This is a genomic window from Capillibacterium thermochitinicola (assembly GCF_013664685.1).
Classification (GTDB): domain Bacteria; phylum Bacillota; class UBA4882; order UBA10575; family UBA10575; genus Capillibacterium; species Capillibacterium thermochitinicola.
Map to the genome: position 1 here is coordinate 1 of NZ_JAAKDE010000009.1, position 17,773 is coordinate 17,773.

15 protein-coding genes, 3 tRNA genes and 1 other RNA gene are annotated in these 17,773 nt (G+C 55.1%); all 19 read right to left on the minus strand.

Annotated elements, in window-relative coordinates:
• Window positions 1-277 precede the first annotated feature (277 nt).
• The 19 genes from G5B42_RS04720 to G5B42_RS04810 all read right to left on the minus strand — a co-directional run bounded on the left by G5B42_RS04720 (window position 278) and on the right by G5B42_RS04810 (window position 17,489).
• A tRNA-Thr gene (locus G5B42_RS04720) sits at window positions 278-353 on the minus strand.
• 3 nt (window positions 354-356) lie between these two features.
• A tRNA-Met gene (locus G5B42_RS04725) sits at window positions 357-432 on the minus strand.
• Between the two features lie 13 nt (window positions 433-445).
• Window positions 446-531, minus strand: a tRNA-Tyr gene (locus G5B42_RS04730).
• Between the two features lie 82 nt (window positions 532-613).
• Window positions 614-1,276, minus strand: a complete 663-nt coding sequence (gene sigH / locus G5B42_RS04735) for an RNA polymerase sporulation sigma factor SigH (protein WP_181339307.1) — start codon at window positions 1,274-1,276, stop codon at window positions 614-616.
• 134 nt (window positions 1,277-1,410) lie between these two features.
• A complete protein-coding gene (gene rlmB / locus G5B42_RS04740; RefSeq protein WP_181339308.1) occupies window positions 1,411-2,184 on the minus strand; it encodes a 23S rRNA (guanosine(2251)-2'-O)-methyltransferase RlmB in 774 nt (257 codons plus the stop codon).
• Window positions 2,185-2,328: 144 nt separating this feature from the next.
• The gene (thyX, locus tag G5B42_RS04745; RefSeq protein WP_181339309.1) at window positions 2,329-3,018 is read right to left on the minus strand and encodes an FAD-dependent thymidylate synthase; all 690 of its coding nucleotides are present in this window, start codon (window positions 3,016-3,018) and stop codon (window positions 2,329-2,331) included.
• Window positions 3,009-3,464 (minus strand): Mini-ribonuclease 3, encoded by a 456-nt coding sequence (locus tag G5B42_RS04750; RefSeq protein ID WP_181339310.1) that lies wholly within the window; start codon window positions 3,462-3,464, stop codon window positions 3,009-3,011. The genes thyX and G5B42_RS04750 overlap by 10 nt, the downstream gene beginning before the upstream one ends.
• Before the next feature lie 44 nt (window positions 3,465-3,508).
• Window positions 3,509-4,741: an endonuclease Q family protein gene (locus tag G5B42_RS04755; RefSeq protein WP_181339311.1), complete on the minus strand. Its 1,233-nt coding sequence runs from the start codon at window positions 4,739-4,741 to the stop codon at window positions 3,509-3,511.
• 124 nt (window positions 4,742-4,865) lie between these two features.
• Window positions 4,866-5,525, minus strand: a complete 660-nt coding sequence (locus tag G5B42_RS04760) for a hemerythrin domain-containing protein (protein ID WP_181339312.1) — start codon at window positions 5,523-5,525, stop codon at window positions 4,866-4,868.
• 149 nt (window positions 5,526-5,674) lie between these two features.
• On the minus strand, window positions 5,675-8,659 hold the full coding sequence (locus G5B42_RS04765) for an AAA family ATPase (protein WP_181339313.1): 2,985 nt from the start codon (window positions 8,657-8,659) through the stop codon (window positions 5,675-5,677).
• A complete protein-coding gene (locus G5B42_RS04770) occupies window positions 8,646-9,806 on the minus strand; it encodes a metallophosphoesterase family protein (RefSeq protein ID WP_331274045.1) in 1,161 nt (386 codons plus the stop codon). The genes G5B42_RS04765 and G5B42_RS04770 overlap by 14 nt, the downstream gene beginning before the upstream one ends.
• Window positions 9,807-9,955: 149 nt before the next feature.
• Window positions 9,956-10,135: non-coding RNA, 6S RNA (gene ssrS / locus G5B42_RS04775), on the minus strand.
• Between the two features lie 59 nt (window positions 10,136-10,194).
• A complete protein-coding gene (locus tag G5B42_RS04780) occupies window positions 10,195-10,590 on the minus strand; it encodes a hypothetical protein (RefSeq protein ID WP_181339315.1) in 396 nt (131 codons plus the stop codon).
• A 102-nt stretch (window positions 10,591-10,692) separates the two neighbouring features.
• Entirely contained in the window at window positions 10,693-11,292 is a 600-nt protein-coding gene (locus G5B42_RS04785; RefSeq protein WP_181339316.1) for a cell wall hydrolase, read from the minus strand.
• Between the two features lie 105 nt (window positions 11,293-11,397).
• Window positions 11,398-12,267, minus strand: coding sequence for an ABC transporter permease (locus G5B42_RS04790; RefSeq protein ID WP_181339317.1), 870 nt, complete (start codon window positions 12,265-12,267; stop codon window positions 11,398-11,400).
• Window positions 12,268-12,274: 7 nt separating this feature from the next.
• Window positions 12,275-13,306 (minus strand): ABC transporter permease, encoded by a 1,032-nt coding sequence (locus tag G5B42_RS04795; protein ID WP_181339318.1) that lies wholly within the window; start codon window positions 13,304-13,306, stop codon window positions 12,275-12,277.
• 85 nt (window positions 13,307-13,391) lie between these two features.
• Window positions 13,392-15,257, minus strand: coding sequence for an ABC transporter substrate-binding protein (locus tag G5B42_RS04800; protein WP_181339319.1), 1,866 nt, complete (start codon window positions 15,255-15,257; stop codon window positions 13,392-13,394).
• A 152-nt stretch (window positions 15,258-15,409) separates the two neighbouring features.
• Window positions 15,410-16,450 (minus strand): ABC transporter ATP-binding protein, encoded by a 1,041-nt coding sequence (locus G5B42_RS04805; protein WP_181339320.1) that lies wholly within the window; start codon window positions 16,448-16,450, stop codon window positions 15,410-15,412.
• Window positions 16,440-17,489 (minus strand): ABC transporter ATP-binding protein, encoded by a 1,050-nt coding sequence (locus G5B42_RS04810; protein ID WP_181339321.1) that lies wholly within the window; start codon window positions 17,487-17,489, stop codon window positions 16,440-16,442. Before G5B42_RS04810 ends, G5B42_RS04805 begins: the two co-directional genes overlap by 11 nt.
• Window positions 17,490-17,773: the final 284 nt, after the last annotated feature.

Genomic DNA, 17,773 nt, shown 5'->3' on the forward strand with positions numbered 1-17,773 from the left:
CTTTGCCATTTCTGATCCTCCTTTATGAACCATTATGGGTAACGCAAATAACTCTTTATTCTCCTAAAAACATAAAATTCCTTCATCATTATAGCATAGATTCTCCATTCAGCCGCCTCTTTACTCCCTTCCAACCGTCCATAAAAAGAAAAAGACCATCTTTAATCCGGATTCGATAGTCTTTGCTTGCCCTCAATTTTGTTATAATTATGTAACTTTTTGTTCCTGCTTTTTACCCACAGTTCCGTTCTCAACCGGGAAAAGAAAATAAATAAAATGGAGCCCTCAACCAGAATCGAACTGGTGACCTCATCCTTACCATGGATGCGCTCTACCTACTGAGCTATGAGGGCTCTTGGTTGCGGGGGAAGGATTTGAACCTTCGACCTCCGGGTTATGAGCCCGACGAGCTACCAGCTGCTCCACCCCGCGGTTTTATATTATTTGGTGGAGGGGGAAGGATTTGAACCTTCGAAGCGATCACGCAACAGATTTACAGTCTGCCCCCTTTGGCCACTTGGGTACCCCTCCGTCAATCGCAAAAATGATTATACTACAGCTTCGTTTCTATGTCAACACTTATTTTATGGACCATTCCTGGCGATTTCTGGCGTTAGCCTTTAAAGTTGCTCTCTTCCCTTTTTTCCAAATAACGTTCGAGCTTTCTTTTCACCCGTTGCAACGCATTGTCAATGGATTTGACGTGCCGGTGCAGGTCCTGGGCAATCTCCTGGTAAGAACGGCCGTCCAGATACGAAACCAAAACACGCCATTCCAAATCACTTAAAAATTCACCCATCTTATTCTCAATATCCACATATTCTTCCCGGCTGATCACCAACTCCTCCGGGTCGGTCACTTTGTTCCCGGAGATTACGTCCATCAAGGTCCGGTCGGATTCTTCGTCATAAATGGGTTTGTTCAATGAGACATAAGAGTTCAACGGGATGTGCTTCTGGCGGGTCGCCGTTTTAATCGCCGTGATAATCTGGCGGGTGATACAAAGTTCGGCAAAAGCACGGAAAGAAGCCAACTTATCATGGCGGAAATCCCGGATCGCTTTATAAAGGCCGATCATCCCTTCCTGGATGATGTCTTCCCGGTCAGCCCCGATCAAAAAATAAGAACGGGCTTTGGCACGGACAAAATTTTTATATTTATTAATCAGGTACTCCTGGGCACCGATATTACCTTGCCTGGCGGCTTCGACAATTGCCTCATCCATCATATTATCATAAACTTCATAGTTTTTTTGCGGATTGGCCCCCACGAACATCGCCTCCAGACAAAATAAAAGATATAACATGTCCCATTTACTGAACATTATACAACAGGCCATTACAATCGTCAAGGCAAATTGCTTATCTTCACCGCCGTTAGCTGGATTAATTACATAATATTGGACCGGGTTTAATCCTTCTCCTGTATGTCATGTGGACGGCGACGGCGGAGTACCTCGTAGAGCAGAATTCCCGCCGCTACGGAAACGTTAAGCGAAGAAACCCGCCCTTGCATGGGAATTCGCAGCAGGAGGTCGCATTTCTCCTTGGCCAACCGGGAAAGGCCTCTCCCTTCGCTGCCCAGAACCAGGCAGAGCGGCAACGTCAAGTCAAAGGTTGACGTCCAGAGATTATCCCCGGCCTGGTCGGCACCGATCACCCAACAACCTTTGGCTTTCAGCTCTTCAATCCCGCGCACTGTATTTTTAACCACCGCCACCGGAAGATGATTCGCCGCGCCGGCCGATGCTTTCAGCACCGTTGCGTTTAAACCGGCGGACCGCCGCTCCGGCAGGATGACCCCATGACCGCCACCGACCTCCACCGTCCGGATGATGCTCCCCACATTGTGGGGATCCTCGACGCCATCCAACAACACCAGGAGCGGATTTTCGCCCCGGGCGCGGGCCTGAGCCAACAGGTTGTCCACGGTTACGGTGGTCAGCGGCTCCGCCAACGCCATGACCCCTTGGTGGCGACCCGTGGTGGCCAGGCGGTCCAATTCCTTTCGTTCACAATATTCGAGCGGGATCCCCCGTTCCTGCACCAAGGCGACAATGGCGCTTACCTGTGGGCCATGGGCCTGCTTCGCAATATACACTTTTTTCAGTTTCCTTCCGGCCTGCAGTGCCTCCCAGACCGGATTTCGCCCTTCCAGCCATTCTCCCCGTTCTTGCGCCGCCATAATCCGCTTCCACCTCTTTGGATGAAGATTATCCTGCCCGCAGCCCCGCGGACACCGGACAGATCATAGAACACAAAAGCTTAATCTAAAACCGTACAAATTGGCCAAGACAATTGACAGCCCCATTTGTCCATCCGATCTTCCCTAAGCCTCTCCGTCAACCTCTTCCCGCGTATAAGGCCGGCCACAGGTCATCGCCCCTTCGGAGCATTTGCCCTGGACCAGGCAGGCCGGTCCCGCTTCCCGAAAGAGCAGGGGAGCGACCTTGATCACTTCCTGCCGGATCTTCCAGGCCAATGCCCGGATCTCCCACTGGGCCCGGCGACAACAACGCAAGCTGAAGAAATGCAACAGGCTCCGGGCGTTCATCGTCATGATCAACTGGGTTTGGCAGGCATTCGGCAGTAAATAACGGGCATCCTCCTTCGGGATCCCCAGCGCCGTCAGGCGGTTATACCCGGCCTGGATCTGCCCGATCACCCGCATAAACTCTTCCTGCGCCACCGGATCGGCCGCCACCGTAGGAGGAACGACCACCGCAAAAGCGGCTTCGTTGACGTAACGCTGGGATCGCTGGGAATAGGAAGCAATCCGGTGCCGCACCAACTGGTGGCTTAAAGCCCGGCTCACCCCGGTGATGGCAAAAGTAAAAGCCACATGCTCAAAGGGGGAAAGGTGGCCGTAGTCCACAAGCTTATCGATAAATTCCTGTTGTTTCTCCGGCGTAAACCCCGCCCACACTTCCTCCGCGGCCTGTGGGGCATAGCAGAGCCGCGCCGCCGTGGCGACGACCCGCTCCGGTTCGGGCGTATGGCTTAAGAGCTTTACTTCCATGTTTCTCCCTCCTGTCGGGCGGCTTTGGGCTTCGACCCGGCTTGTGGTGTTGCTCTCTCCTGTTCTGCTTTTAAATAAGCAAAACCGGCCGCCATCAACTCCGCCATGCGTTCTTTCCTTCCCGTCAAGTACAGATAACCGAGGAGACTCTCCCAGGCTGTACTGTAACGGTACGTCACCGCATTGGTGTGGGCCGGAATATGCCCGCATTTTTGGTTCCGTCCTTTACGGATCAGCTCTCGCTCTTCCGCCGTAAGGCGGGGGGTGATGTAACTCACGATCCGGGCCTGGGCCTCCGCCCGTACATATTTGATGGCTTCCCGGTGCAGTTCGCCCGTATTGCGGTAAGCCGGGTCCCGTACCAATTGTTCGCGCACATAAACCTCGTAGAGGGCATCGCCCAGGTAAGCCCAGTGGGCCGGTGACAATTCATCTGCCTTTGGCAACTGACAACTTCCTTCCTGTACAACTTCCTTCCGGGTGGGTTGCTTTAATAAATTTCAACCGTACCATACACCCCGTCGTACCCGGGGGTAACCTTAAGCAGGCCCAGGCGTACCCGGCGTACTCCTTCGGCCACCCGCACCCCGGCCGTCTCCGCTAAGTCCTCGAGGGGAACCTCCCGAAGAATACTCAATTCGGGACCGTGGGTCGCCAGCATCCGGTCGTACAGACGCTGGACTTTTTTCGTTCCTTCTCCCGCCTGTTCTGCTTCGGCAATAATTTTGGATAAGGACAGTAACCTTTCCGCCGGACGGGCCGCCGGGGGTTGTCCTTCCTCCGCCCGGTCGGCCAGGACCGCCACCCGGTGGAGTACGCCGACGGTAACCCGGCGTCCACAGACCGGACATCTTTCCCCGGCAGCCATCGTCTGCTGGGGAGACCAGCGCACCCCGCAGGCCCGGTGCCCGTCCCAATGGTACTTTCCTTCTTCCGGGAAAAACTCAACCGTTCCCATTAGCCCCGGAAACGGACGGCGGAGCGCCCGCCGCAAGCCGGAAAAAGAGAGTTCGGTTTCGAACCGTGTTGCCTCCCGGGCCAGCTTGGCTGGGGAATGGGCGTCCGAGTTGGAGACAAGGGCGTAATCATCAAGTATACTGAGCCGGCGGTTCATGGCCGGATCAGAGGACAATCCGGTCTCCACGGCATGGATTTCAGCGGTTAAGTCCCCGTAACACTCTTCCAGACTGTTAAAGCCGGTCTTCATTCCGAACACCGAATAATGGGGTGTCCAGATATGGGCCGGGATCAGCACCGCCGCGGGAGCCACCTCCAGGGTAATGGCCAATAAATCACGACTGTCCAATCCCAAAGTGGGCCGCCCGTCACTGTGCAGGTTGCCGTAACGCTCCAGGCGGCCGGCAAGACGCTCCGCCGCTTCAAAATGGGGCAACAGGATCAGATGGTGGACCTTCCGGGTTTTCCCCGCCTTTTTATATACGGTGCTGACCTCTCCCGCCAGGACAAACCGGACCGTCGGGGCCATCGGCAGGTCCGAACCGGGCGGGAGCTCACAGGACGGTTTCAAACGCCAGAGGCCTTCTTCCGCCTCTTCCAGTTTGGTCCGGAGCTCGTCCCGCCACCCGGGGTGGGTGAGATCGCCGGTCCCGATGAGCGTTAATCCTTTCCGGCGCGCCCAAAAGACCAGTTGTTCGGGGGTGATCTCTTTACTGGCGGCCATCGCGTAGCGTGAATGTACGTGAAGATCGGCCCAATAGTGCATCGTTTTGGCTCCTGGTCTAACTTTTTTGCTTCCTTCTCCCCGTATTATACCAGATTTCCACCGGCCAAAAAGGCCCGAAATCTGTTCGGGCCAAAAATTTTCAGGAGACGCGGTTGACTACCGCTTAAAGTGAACAGGCTTCACCTGTTTCGGCTTCGGGCGGTCCTTCAATCCCACCGGTCTCCACCGGTCCCGGTTCCCGGTCCTGTTCCGGTCCTTCCTCCACGGCCACCATGTTTTCCTGCCGGCTCCGGAGAGCACTTGGTCTTTGCAGATATTCCTGGCAAAGCTCATCGGCCACCTGAACCAGCTGTCGCAACCGGTCCCAGGGTGCGTCTTCCGGTTGGCCCCCCAGATCCTGCCCCGTCTCCCCTTGCCCCTTTAGCGCCAGCAGGGCCGTATTTTCCCGGGCGAGATGGTCGGTTACCGTCGCCGTGAACTCTTCACCCCAGCGTACAAACTCCCGGCCCGCGTTAGGCCGGCCGCTGCTTAAAGGTTTGATGGTGGCCTCCAGTTTCGCCAGCGCGGCTTTGATCCGTTCGTGGTCACCCTGCAAACGCTCGGGTAAACCATGGTTCAATTTACGGTAAAGGGCAAAGGCAAATTCCTCTTCCCAACTCATATGTTCCTGGGCGAGAAAGTCCCGCCAAAAACGGAGTGTGTTCTCCAGATGCACGATATTAACCCCCTTGGCTTTCTTCAGTCGCTGGTTCAGTTCCTTTTGGACCTGGAGCATTTCCTGGATTCCCTGGTGCTCCAAAGTGATTCGTGCCAAGTATTCCATCTTTCCCCCTCCTTTATGAACAAATCTCCCCTTTGCCATTACTATCGACCCAACATCTTTTTTATGCTTAAATCCGGTCTTATCCCGAAAATTACTATTACAAAAAAAAGACCCTTTCGGGTCTTGCGCCTTACGAAATTAACGGCCGCTCAAGACAGCCTCCTGACCACCAACTCCTCCCCCCAGGCGGCAAAATCAACCCGGTGGGAAAGGAGGATCACTTGCCGTTCGGCGGCCAGCAGCTGCAATGAAGCACGGATTTTGTTCAAACGCTCCGCATCGCAGTTTAAAAACGGATCATCGAAAACAAAAGGCAAAACCGCCTCGGTGGCCAAAAGATCGGCAATGCCCAGGCGCAGGGCGATATACAACTGGTCGCGGGCCCCGTGGCTCAGTTGGCCCGGCGCCACCGGCCGTCCGTCGATGGACACGGTCACGCGGAAGGCTTCATCCAGTTCCACCCGGCGTCCACTGAACCCGGTGATGCCCCGGTAATATTCGGTGGTCGCCGCGGCCAGGCGGCGGCGGTAAGTGCTCTGAAAATCATGGATCGCAGCGGTCAATTCCTGATAAGCGACGGCAAGGGCGTCGCAAGTCAGTTCAACCTCCGCATGGCGCGCCGTAAGCTCCGTCAATTTTTCCTCGGCCCGGGCGATGTTCACCGGTTCCTGGCCTTCCAGCCGGGCCAGCTCCATGGTGAGCCGGCGAATCTCCTCATCAAGGACGCGCAATTCAGCCTGGGCGCGGGCAACTTCTTCCCGCCGCCGGGCATAACCGGCCTCAATCGCCTCCGGTTCGGTGGCGGTTTCCAGTTGGGCGAGGCCCGGGTGGGCCGCGACCAACTTCTGGCGTTCACTGAGGAGCGTTTGCGCCTCCAGGAACGCGTCATCGCTTTTGGCTTCCAGATCCGCCAAGGAATTAACCCTATGGATCGCCAGGATGTTCTCCAGGGCGGCACGGGCTTTCTCCTCTTTTTGCTCCAGCTCCTGCCAGTTGGCCCAAAGCCTTTTCGCCTCCTGGTAATCGCCGCCCGCCGCCGTCAGGAGCGGGTCGATCCGGCCCCGTAATTCTTCTTCCCTTTGCGCCAAGGCGGCCAGTTGCTGCCGTTGTTTTGCCAGATACTCTTCGTTGGCCTCCTGCCGGGCCTCCTGCCGGCGCCGCCGGGCCTGTTCCTCTTCATAAGCAGTGGCTTCCGCCTGTAACTGCTGCCACCAACGGGCCGGTTTCTCCGCCAGCCAGGCCACCAGTTCGCCCAGACAGGTCAAATCTTCGTCCGGGGCCACCACCTGCGCGAAGGAGAACAAATCGGGCCAGCGCCCGTTCAAAAGCAACCCACCGGCTGTCAAGGGACACTGCGCCACCGGGCCGGCGTAGGCCCCCAGCTCCCGGCGGCGTAACTCCTGTTGCCGGCGGACCAGTTCTTCACCTTCGTCCACCAAATCTTCCCACCGGCGGACGGCGGCCGCCACCTCCGGGTAGCGGTCCGTAAATGGTTTAACCCGTGCTTCGAATTCATCGATCGCGCGCTTAGCCGCATTAACCTGCGCCTCATTCTTCACCACTTCCTGCTGGACCTGCGCCCGTAACCCAGCGGGAAGGAACAGACAACCCGCCAGATAACCGCCGGCGGCACCGAGCAGCACACCGGCCAGCAACGCGAGGGGGAGGCCGGCACGCCCGCCGGCCCAAAGGACGGCCAGCCCACCACCGGCGGCCGCGGCACCGAGCGCCAAAACCAGCCGGAGGTGCCGCCGGTAGTCAAGCCGTCTTCGTTCCGCTTTCGCGTTTTCCCATTTCAAAGAGGCATTTTCCAACACGGAACGGAGATAGGCCCGCCGGGACTCACAAACTTTTAACGTTTCAACAAGTTCCGGATCGGCCCCTTCAAACAATGAGTACTCTTCCGCCCGGACCCGCCAGTTCTCGGCCACCGCCGCTTCCAACTGCTCCCATTCGGCCCAGAAGGCGAGCGCCTCCGCCGCTTGCTCGCGGCGCCTCTCCACTACCGCCACGGGCTGGGGCCCCAGGGCTGACCAGTCCGGACCGGAAACGACATTACCGGTCCTCTGGTCGGCCGCCAGGACGGTGCCCTTTTCTGCTTCCAACTCGGAAATCCCCTGGTGCAGCCGGGTCTTTTGCTGAACGATGGCCTCCAGTTCACCAAGGATCGCCGCCGTTTCGGGCGGTACAGCCGGCCCCCAGTGATAAGCGGTCTTTTCTTCCTCGATCCGGCGCAGCGTCGCATCTAACTCCCGCGCTTGTTCCCTACTCTTCTGCACCTGGGTATAGACCTGCCGCGCCGCCTCGTAATTCTGCTTCAATTGCTGCCACTGGCTCCAGAGGTTTAACATCCGTTCCTGCGCCGCCAGTTTTTCCTCCAGATTCCCCCGGGCGTTCTCCTTTTCCACCAACCGCTTCCGGACCGCTTCCAACTGGTCGACAAGCTCCCGGTCCCGCGCAATCGCCGCTCTCGTCGTTTCAATCTCCGCCGCCAACTGTTCCAAGAGGCGGGGTTCAAAAGCATCCTTGGCCGTCACACCCCGGCGGCCGGTGAAACGGGTGAGCTCCCGTAACTCCTTGGCCAGTTGGTCGGTGGCATACTTAAACCCCACCCCGGTACCGGAAAGCAACTCTTGGACCCGGCCGTCCAGCTCATCGGCCTCCGGGAGCGGTTGGGTCAGACAAAAAGTAGCTTCAAACAAGCCCTGGGAATTGAGGCCAATTAATGCTTTCAGTTTCTCCTCATAACGCAGGTTACGCCGCTGGGCCCGGGGATTATGGGTTCCACCGATGATCTCCCGGTACTCACCGTTTTCCAGCCGGGCGAGGGAGATCTGGTTGTTTTGAAAGTTCCGCCGCAGGCGGTAGCTTTCCCCGTCAACCCGCCAGAACAACTCGCCCTCGAAACCAAGGGGGTGATCCCAGTTCAGGTAACGGGCTTGCCCAAAAACCGTGGGGTCGGTAGTCTGGGGTAAACCGAAGAGCAAAGCAGTGATCCCGGCGACCAAAGTTGATTTTCCGGACTCGTTGGGGGCCACGTAGACGTTAAGCCCATCGGTGAAGATAAATTCTGTAGTTTCCCGGTAGGGACCGAACCCGGTCAAACGTACCCGGTCAAACTTAACGTTCCCCACGGGCTTTCCCCCCTTGTAAAGCCGCAATGCCTTTTGCCATGGCCAGATAGTTGCGGCGCTGTTCTTCCGGGGTGGCGGCCGCCGCCATCCGTCTTAACATCCGCTGTAAAAAAGCCCCCCGTAAAGTCGGTTCTTCGGCCCACTTTTCGAGGATGGCCGGATCAAGAAAGGCGGTCTCATCCCGTACTTCGCAGTAAAAATATTGTCGCTTCAGTTGCTCCGTCAGGAGCGCCCAATCGGGTAAGAACGAAAGGACCCCGGTGAGCCGAAAATCCACCACGGCCTCGGGATCGGCCATCTTTTTTATTTCCTCTCCCAATCGGCCATCGTCCATTCCGGTCACATCCAGCGTCACCTGCCGGTAAGGCCGGACCGGCGCCGGTATTTTGTCAACCCGCGGCGCACCTGCGCCTAGCTCGACCACGGTAAAGAATCCGGTTCCCGGGTCGCTCAAGTTCTTTCCCTCGACCATGCCCGGGTAGACAAACAAGGTATTGCCTACTGTTTTAACCTGATGTTGATGGAGATGACCAAGTGCCACATAGTCATAACCGGCCTCCGCCAAGCCCTGCGTCGACAGGGGAAGACTGCGCTCGCCGGCCATCCAGTCCAATGAGCCATGGAAGATCGCCACGTGCAGCCCATCTTCCGTGCCCCGGGGAAAATCCCGAAGCGGCTCCGTTCCCCCGGTTAAACCGCCGGTATAGGCCAGACTATAGAGATAACAGGGTGTTCCGCCAAGGGTCAGCACCCCAATCCGTTCCGGGTGCGGGTTGGTCACCAAAAGGCCCGGCCACTCCCGGCCGTACTTACGATACACCGAATCGTGGTAGGTAATCTCATCATGATTCCCGGGTACCGTCACCACTTGAAGTCCGGCGCGCACCAGCCGTTCCAGTTCCGCCAGGACGCCGGCGACCAGGTCCGCCGGCGGGCGATGGGACTCAAAGAGGTCGCCGACAATCAAAACCAATTGGATCTGGGCCGCCGGATCAAGGGCCAGATCAACGGCTTTTCTTAATAAGCTATCCCGTTCCTGTTGCCGTTCGGCCTCCCGGCCCCCCCAGTCCCGGGGTGCCCAGCCGAGGTGGAGATCGGCCAAATGCAGGCAGCGAATCCGCGCCATCGAACCCCTCCGTTTTTTCACTTTCGTATATAATTGGGCAAAGCCGACCCCGATCCTCTTTTTTGCCAAACAAATGTTTGCAAAAGGCAAAAGAAAAAGCCCTCCCTGCCCGGGGAGGGCTTTCTTCCTTTATCTATTCGGGATAATCTTTTCGCGATTTATTGGGTAATAAAAAAACCAGGATACCGTCGTCTGTTTTTTGACACCTATCCTGCGGATAGGTGGGTGATCGCACAAACGCTTCTATCCTCCTCTGCACTGAATGAGGCCCGATATCCACGTTTAAATATAGATCTCCCGTCGTAATGCTGTAGGTTCAAAAAGCAGAGCGTCGCATATCCCAGAATGTTTTCGTCTGTTTGTTGCTTATTTATTCTAGCGGAAATGCCCGCCATGATCAACCGGTTTATTATTCCTGTTGCTCGGGGCCGGGCTCCGCCTGGCCTTCGCCGGTTACATCCCGTCCGGCACCCGCTTCCACGCGTATCCGTTGCAGGTAATCAAGAACGGCAACGAGCCCGGCGGCCAACAACACGCTGACCGCCGAAAGGCGCTCCCGCATGAAGACAAAAGCATAAAAATAGATGGTCAAAGCCGTAACACCGAAGAGGAGCCAACCCTTTTTCATCGGTGTATCGGCCAGGACGACGGTTTCCCCAATGGTCGCCAAGAAAGCCGACAAGATACTGACCACCAAGAGATGGGTCACGGTATAGGCGGAGAGCCCCGGCAACACATAAGCCAGGAAAAAGAGGCTCAGGAAGGTAAAAACCATCCGCAGCAGCCCGCTGTTCCAGTTCACCATCGATCATCACCCCTGTTTTAGTCCTATTTTCGAACCGGACCTTTCTTGCCTATTATTTCCCCGCCAGCCAGCTTTTAAACGGAAAGCCGGTTGCGGGTGAAATTAGAGGCCAAAGACATGCCGTCCAATGCGGGCAATGATGCGTCGGGTCCAGATCCAGCGGCTGACCGGTTTCGACGGGTTCCAAAAGTACAACGCCCCGCCGGTTGGGTCCCACCCGTTGATCGCATCGCCGGCGGCTTTGATCGCCTCACTGCTGGGATTGTTGTAAATCCGGCCGTTGGCCACCGACTCAAAGGCTAAAGGTTGGAAAACTACCCCGGCCAAAGTATTCGGGAATTTGGGGCTCTCGACCCGGTTCAGGATGACCGCGGCCACGGCTACTTTACCGCTGTATGGTTCGGCTTCCGCTTCGGCATGGACCAAACGGGCGAGTAAATAACGGTCGACACCGGCGCGGGATCCCCCGGCTGCCCTGGCCGTGGTCTGCGTCGGGATGGTGAGCCGCTGCCCGACCCGGAGATGATCCGTCCATAAACCATTCCAGCTCCGTAAAGTGTTGACGCTCACCCCGACCCGGCGTGAAATTCGGAACAAAGTATCTCCCCGCCGTACCGTATAGATCCAATTGGCGCCGGCGGGTACCACACATATTGCCGTCAAAAGAAAAGCCAACAGGATAATCCAGTTTCTTTTCTGCATTTCATCCCCTCCGTTTCTCTTTTAGCCTTACCCAAGAAAAAATGAAGTATGTATAAAAACAAAGGGGATAAAAACGCAAAAAGCAAACTTTATCCTGGCTTCATTCTAGGCCTGAATCCGCGGGTCCATAATATCCCGGAAGGCATCGCCAATCAAATTCCAGGAAAGGACAAAGAGGACCATGGCCAGACCGGGATAAACCACCGTAAACCAGTATTTCAGCACATTACCCTGGTCACCGAGCATCCAGTTCCGGGCAAAACTAAGCATCTGCCCCCAGTCGGCATAACCTTCGGGCGCACCGAGCCCGAGAAAACTCAAGGCCGAAACGCTGATGACAATGGAACCGATCTGCATCGAAGCCTGGATCAGCACCGGAAAGATGGAATTGGGCAGAATATGCCGGGTAATGATCTTAAAGTCGCTGACCCCGATGGCCCTGGCCGCCAGCACATATTCCTCTTGTTTCACCGCCAAGATGTTGCCCCGGATCATCCGGGCGTAGGGCATCCAACCCAGCGCAATTAAGGGAATCATCACATTGTTTAAACCCGGTCCAAAGATGGAGACAAAAACAACCACCCCAATTAAATAGGGGAAACTCATGAAGATATCGGTAAACCGCATGAGGATTTCATCCAGTATTCCGCCGTAGTAGGCAGCGATCGAACCAAGGATAATGCCGATGAGGGCCCGGAAAGCAATGACGATGATGCCAACCCGAAATGCCGTCCGCGTCCCCCAGACCAGTCCGTAATAAATATCATACTGCCCTTGGGTTAATCCCAGCGGATATTGGGCCGAGGGCGGAGTCGGCTCCAGCGTCCAACCCCGGCGCGGAATCCGGTATGGATCACTGCCTTCCTTCGGTGGAGCCAGCCACGGTGCGGCAATGGCTACGACCACAAAAAACAACAGTAAAATCAGGCCAAAAAGCGAGATGCGGTTTTTCACCAGTCGTCTAAAGATATTCATTTCACACCTACTCCAATCGTACTCGGGGGTCAATGATTGAATACAATACGTCCACGACCAAGTTAACCACGACTAAAATAACGGCGTAAAAGAGCGCCACCCCGACCACACACGGCACATCCAACCGCGTCGCCGCCGTCGAGGTCAAGAGGCCCAGTCCGGGGTAGTTAAAGACCGTTTCCACAATTACCACCCCGCCCAACAACCCCAGGAGCATGCTACTGGCCACGGTGGTCACCGGGATCAGCGCGTTTCCCAAGGCGTGTTTTCTAATGACCGTCTTCTCGTCCAAGCCTTTTGCCCGCGCGGTCCGGACATAGTCCTGATTCAAGACGTCCAACATACTGGAACGGGTAATCCGGAGCATAAAAGCCCACCACAAGCAGGCCAGTGTAAAGACCGGCGCGATGATATGGCGCAAAGCATCCCAAAAAATGTCGAAGCGCAGGTTCAAAAGGGCATCGATGGTGTGCATCCCCGTATAAGAACGGAACGACGTTCTCAGGATCTCCAGTTCGGCCCAGGCACTTAAACGCCCCGGCGGGAACCAACCCAAGATGCCAAAGCCCACCATCAGCACGGCCAAGCCCAGCACAAAGTCGGGCATGGACCAAAGGGTAATCGCCATCACCCGGGTGGCATGGTCGATGGGTTTATTATGATTTACCGCTGAAATTACGCCCAAAAAGATCCCCCCAAGAATAACGGGGATCACCGCAAACAGTGTCAGCTCCAACGTCGCCGGGAAACGGCGGGCGATCGCCTCATTCACCGTCATATGGCTGGACTGGGACCAGCCCAAATTGCCGCGCAGGAGATTGTTCACCCATCGCAGGTACATTTTGAGGGGCGGGTCATCCAGGTTGTATTTCCGGATGATCGCCTCCAGATCCACATGGCGCTCGGCGTCAGGTGACGGGACAAAAGTGGCCACGCGCGTCCAGGGCCCCAGCGTACTGATGAGCGCAAAGATTAGGACGGTCACCCCAAAGAGCACCACCGGTAAGAATAACAAGCGCCGAACTATATAAGAGAGCATCTACTACACCTACCGCATTGAAAATAATATAACAAGCGGGAGCCCAAGGGCTTCCTTGAGCCCCCGCTTGCAAAAGGTCTTTTTTCTAATTATCCAGGCTCTTGGAAAGGGCATAGAAATCGTAAAACGCCGGACAGATTGGATCAAAGACATACCCTTTCACCCAATCCCGATGTGCTCTGCGGTCATAGGCATCATAAAGCATGAGATGGGGTGCCAGTTCAATCGATTTCTTCTGCAGTTCGGTGTAAATCGCCTTCCGTTTGGCCGGGTCGGATTCTTTAATCCCGGCGTTAACCAGTTCATCAAACTCGGCCTCCGCAAACTTCCGGCCAATTTCACCGGTAAAGGCCATGAAATCGCCTTTACTATGCAGATATGGGTAGACAAAGTTGTGCGGGTCGGCAAAGTCGGCCAGCCAGCCGATGAAGACCATCGGTAAACGCCCTTCGCGGCGCCGCGGCAACATGGTCGCCCATTCCATTCCTTGAACTTCCACCTGGAATTTGGGGTTAATCGACTCAATTCCGTGCTCTAAGATCTCGCATGCGGTCTTGCGGGTGGTATTGGGAATGTTCCAAACCAGAGTGAGTTTAAAGCCTTTCTCCCAGACTTCGCCATTGAAGGCTTTCTTAAAGTATTCGGTGGCCTTCTCCAGATTATATTCATAACGCGGACCGTTGGTATCGAAGAAGTCACTCAAGCCCAACGGAATGACGCCATAGGGAACAGAGGCTTCACCCAGGACCACTTCTTTAATGAAGGACTCGTAGTCAAAGGCATAGCAGAAAGCCTTCCGGATATTGATGTCCGAGAAGAAATCCGGGGGAATTCCGTTCCCATCCAGCTTGCCGCTGCCGACAAACTCGTTGTCCACGGCGTTGATCTCTTGGTTGAAGATGGCGCACACGTTACTCAACCGCGGGAGGTTCCGGATGATCGTTACTCCTTCCATCCCCTCCAACTGCGGAGAATTTTCAACAGGAACATAAATCGCGTCCGCTTCGCCTTTTTGCAACATCAATTTTCTGGTGTTAAACTCCGTCACACCGTTATTGACGATCACCGTCTTAATCTTGGCCGGTCCCCGCCAGTAATCGGCATGGGCTTCCATCGTGTGCTTACTGTTGCTGCGGTCCCACTCCACTTGTTTGTATGGACCGGTCCCCATCGCTTTGTCAAAGAGAGTCTGTTCTTCGGTGGGTAGGTCATGCCATTTAATCCAGGTTTCCGGTTTGCCGTCCCAAGCCCCGTTGGCAATCATCCATTCTTTATTGAGGATCACCGACCAGCTGGAGTTCCGGGCAAGGATCGACAAGAACGGTGGATATGGAGCATGCAGATGGAAGACAACGTTATCCCCTTTGACCTCGATCGCGTCCATCACGCGTTTCGCGGTAGCCACGAGCCCGGCTTCGTCGACTTCCTCAAAGGAATCAACGCCGGCAATCTGGCAAGCCAGATCTTTAATCGTAGCTACGCCAAACAAGGGCTCAATCAACATCCACATCGGGCCGCCCGTCGGATCAGCCAGGATATTCCGTTCAAAGGAATATTCCACATCTTCCGGGGTTAAAATGGCGCCGTTATGGAACTTAACCCCTTTCCGGATCGGGAAGGTATAGGTTTTCCCGTCCGGGGAGATCAAGCCGTTCGCCACCAAGGGCACCTCGGTTGCCAACATCGGCACGAACTCATCCAGGCTTCCTTCTTTGTAAGCAATTAAATTGTCGTAATACTGAAAGATAATTTCTGAACTAGCCGTATCGTAGGCCTTCGACGGGTCAAGCGTTTCCGCATCGCCGGCCCCCACATAAACAAAGATGTTCGGATCGAACTTGACGCTCTGGCTCCCTCCCGCCTGTTTCGGGCCTTGACCGGTCCAGATGACTACCCCGGCCACGATCACTACAAGCGCGAGAATAACCCATAACCAAACTTTACCTTTCAATCTTTCACACCTCCAAAATTTAAATAAACTGTCACGGTAAGAATCAACTTTTTTTCCCTTAACCACCCCCCATCCGATACTTATCATTCCATATCATAAAGCCCAAAGCCTTATGTTGTAAAACCAAAGCCTTAAGTTGTTGTTGTTTAATTTTAAGCAATTTTCAGCCCGCGCAAGGACAGTTTTTCTCCGAAATGACAGGCCACCAAATGGTTTTCACTCCCCGCCAGCGCCTGAAGCTCAGGCTGTTCCTGGCTGCAGATGGGCTGGGCATAACGACACCGGGGATGGAAACGGCACCCGCTGGGCGGGTCGGCCGGGCTGGGCACATCCCCTTCCAAAATAATCTGTTCCAATTGGTTGTCCGGATCGGGAAGCGGAATGGCGGAAAAGAGCGCTTCCGTGTAGGGGTGTCTCGGATTGGCGAATAGTTCATCCACCTCCGCCAGTTCCACAATCCGTCCCAAATACATTACGGCGATCCGGTTACAAATATGATAAACTACACTCAAATCATGGGCAATAAACAGATAAGTCAGGCCGTATTGTTCCTGTAAATCCTGGAGCAAGTTAATGACCTGGGCTTGAACCGAAACGTCCAACGCCGAGACCGGTTCGTCGCAGATGACCAATTGCGGTTTTAAAGCCAAGGCGCGGGCAATCCCCACCCGTTGCCGCTGGCCGCCACTGAATTCATGGGGGTACCGGCGAAGATGGTCCCCGGAAAGACCAACGGCGGTCAAGAGTTCAACCACCCGGTCGCGCAGCTCGGTTTTGTTCTTGAGCCCATGGGTGATTAAAGGCTCGGCCACAATCTGTTCCACCGTCATGCGGGGATTCAGCGAGGAATAAGGATCCTGAAAGATGAACTGCAGATCACGGCGGAGGTTCCGGATGGTTTTCTGGGTAATCGCGGTTTTAACCCCATCCTTATAAAAAAACATCTCCCCGCCGGTTGGTTTTTCCAAGTGGATGATACACCGGCCCGTGGTGGTCTTCCCACAGCCGCTCTCCCCGACCAAACCAAGGGTCTCGCCAGCGCGCACGCTAAAGCTCACCCCATCCACGGCGCGAATATGACCAACGGTCGAACGAAAAACACCCCGCTGGATCGGATAATATTTCTGCAGATCCTTTACTTCCAGGATAATTTGTTCCTGTGGATCTTTGTTCGTTATCTGGTTACTTACCATAAAGCCAACACCTCACCTGATGTCCGTTCTCTTCCACCGTGGGTGGTTCTTCGCTACAGATCGCCATCCGGCGGTCACAGCGGTCCTGAAAAGCGCATCCCGGTAAAGCCGCGGTCGGATTGGGCACCACGCCCGGAATCGGCGTCAACCGGCGTTCATGACGCGGCCCGATCGTCGGGATCGACCGCACCAAACCAATGGTGTAGGGGTGTAATGATTCCTTTAAAATCTGGCGGACCGTTCCCCGCTCCACCACTTGCCCAAGGTACATAACGACGACCTCGTCACAGATCTTGGTCACCACCCCTAAATTATGGGTGATCATCATAATCGCCATCCGGTATTCTTCCTGCAACCGCTGCATTAAATCAAGGATCTGTGCTTGAATGGTCACATCCAACGCCGTCGTCGGTTCATCGGCGATTAACAAGCGGGGGTTGCAGGAAAGCGCCATCGCAATCATTACCCGTTGTCGCATGCCACCGCTGAGCTGGTGGGGGTACTCTTTCACCCGCTGTTCAGGACTGGGGATCCCGACTTTCCGGATCATATCCGTGGCGATCGCCAAGGCTTCTTTCCGCGAAACTTGGCGGTGGAGTTCCACGACTTCCATAATCTGCTCCCCGATGGTCATAACCGGATTTAATGATGTCATCGGTTCCTGGAAGATCATGGCGATCTCATTTCCCCGAATACTGCGCATCACGGGGCCACGCGGGTCTTGCTGCGCCAGATCAATAACCCCTTTTTCCCCGCGGTTGTAAAGGATCTTTCCCGCGTGGATCCTCCCTTTTGGTTCAGGGAGAAGTTGCATCACCGAGAGGGCGGTCATACTTTTTCCGCAACCGCTTTCGCCGACCACTCCTAAAACATGAGATTGGCGCAGATCGAAAGAGACACCGTTGACTGCTTTGACTATGCCTTCTTCCGTATGGAAATAAGTATGAAGATTTTCGATCTTCAACAATTCGTCTGCCGCCTGCGCGTCAGTGGAAGTTGACACCGTTTCTTCCTGGTTCTTTGCCAAATTTGTTAACATTCATTCTCCCCTCCATACATATCAACATTATACATTTGAGATAAAAGCCAAAAATCCTTTATCTTGTTTTTCCGCGCTCGTCAAGGAATTATGGATATTTATAACAAAAAGCAGCAAATTGTACCCGGCTCCTCCCTGAAACGGGAGAAAGCAACGTTTCGCTATTGCTGCTTTTCCTCTTTTTTAGTGTATTCGGGCTCCGCCTGGCTTATGTTTCACGAAAAAGCAATTTTCAACGGAATTTATTTTTTTTAATTAAACGCGGTTAAATATTCATCTTAACT

Excerpts from the sequence above, each read along its gene's own strand:
- thyX (WP_181339309.1), bottom strand. The coding sequence starts at position 3,018 with ATGGAAGTAAAGCTCTTAAGCCATACGCCCGAACCGGAGCGGGTCGTC.
- sigH (WP_181339307.1), bottom strand. The coding sequence starts at position 1,276 with ATGTTCGTGGGGGCCAATCCGCAAAAAAACTATGAAGTTTATGATAAT.
- G5B42_RS04760 (WP_181339312.1), bottom strand. The coding sequence starts at position 5,525 with ATGGAATACTTGGCACGAATCACTTTGGAGCACCAGGGAATCCAGGAA.
- G5B42_RS04810 (WP_181339321.1), bottom strand. The coding sequence starts at position 17,489 with ATGTTAACAAATTTGGCAAAGAACCAGGAAGAAACGGTGTCAACTTCC.
- G5B42_RS04755 (WP_181339311.1), bottom strand. The coding sequence starts at position 4,741 with ATGCACTATTGGGCCGATCTTCACGTACATTCACGCTACGCGATGGCC.
- G5B42_RS04780 (WP_181339315.1), bottom strand. The coding sequence starts at position 10,590 with ATGGTGAACTGGAACAGCGGGCTGCTGCGGATGGTTTTTACCTTCCTG.
- G5B42_RS04785 (WP_181339316.1), bottom strand. The coding sequence starts at position 11,292 with ATGCAGAAAAGAAACTGGATTATCCTGTTGGCTTTTCTTTTGACGGCA.
- G5B42_RS04795 (WP_181339318.1), bottom strand. The coding sequence starts at position 13,306 with ATGCTCTCTTATATAGTTCGGCGCTTGTTATTCTTACCGGTGGTGCTC.
- G5B42_RS04805 (WP_181339320.1), bottom strand. The coding sequence starts at position 16,450 with ATGGTAAGTAACCAGATAACGAACAAAGATCCACAGGAACAAATTATC.
- rlmB (WP_181339308.1), bottom strand. The coding sequence starts at position 2,184 with ATGGCGGCGCAAGAACGGGGAGAATGGCTGGAAGGGCGAAATCCGGTC.
- G5B42_RS04790 (WP_181339317.1), bottom strand. The coding sequence starts at position 12,267 with ATGAATATCTTTAGACGACTGGTGAAAAACCGCATCTCGCTTTTTGGC.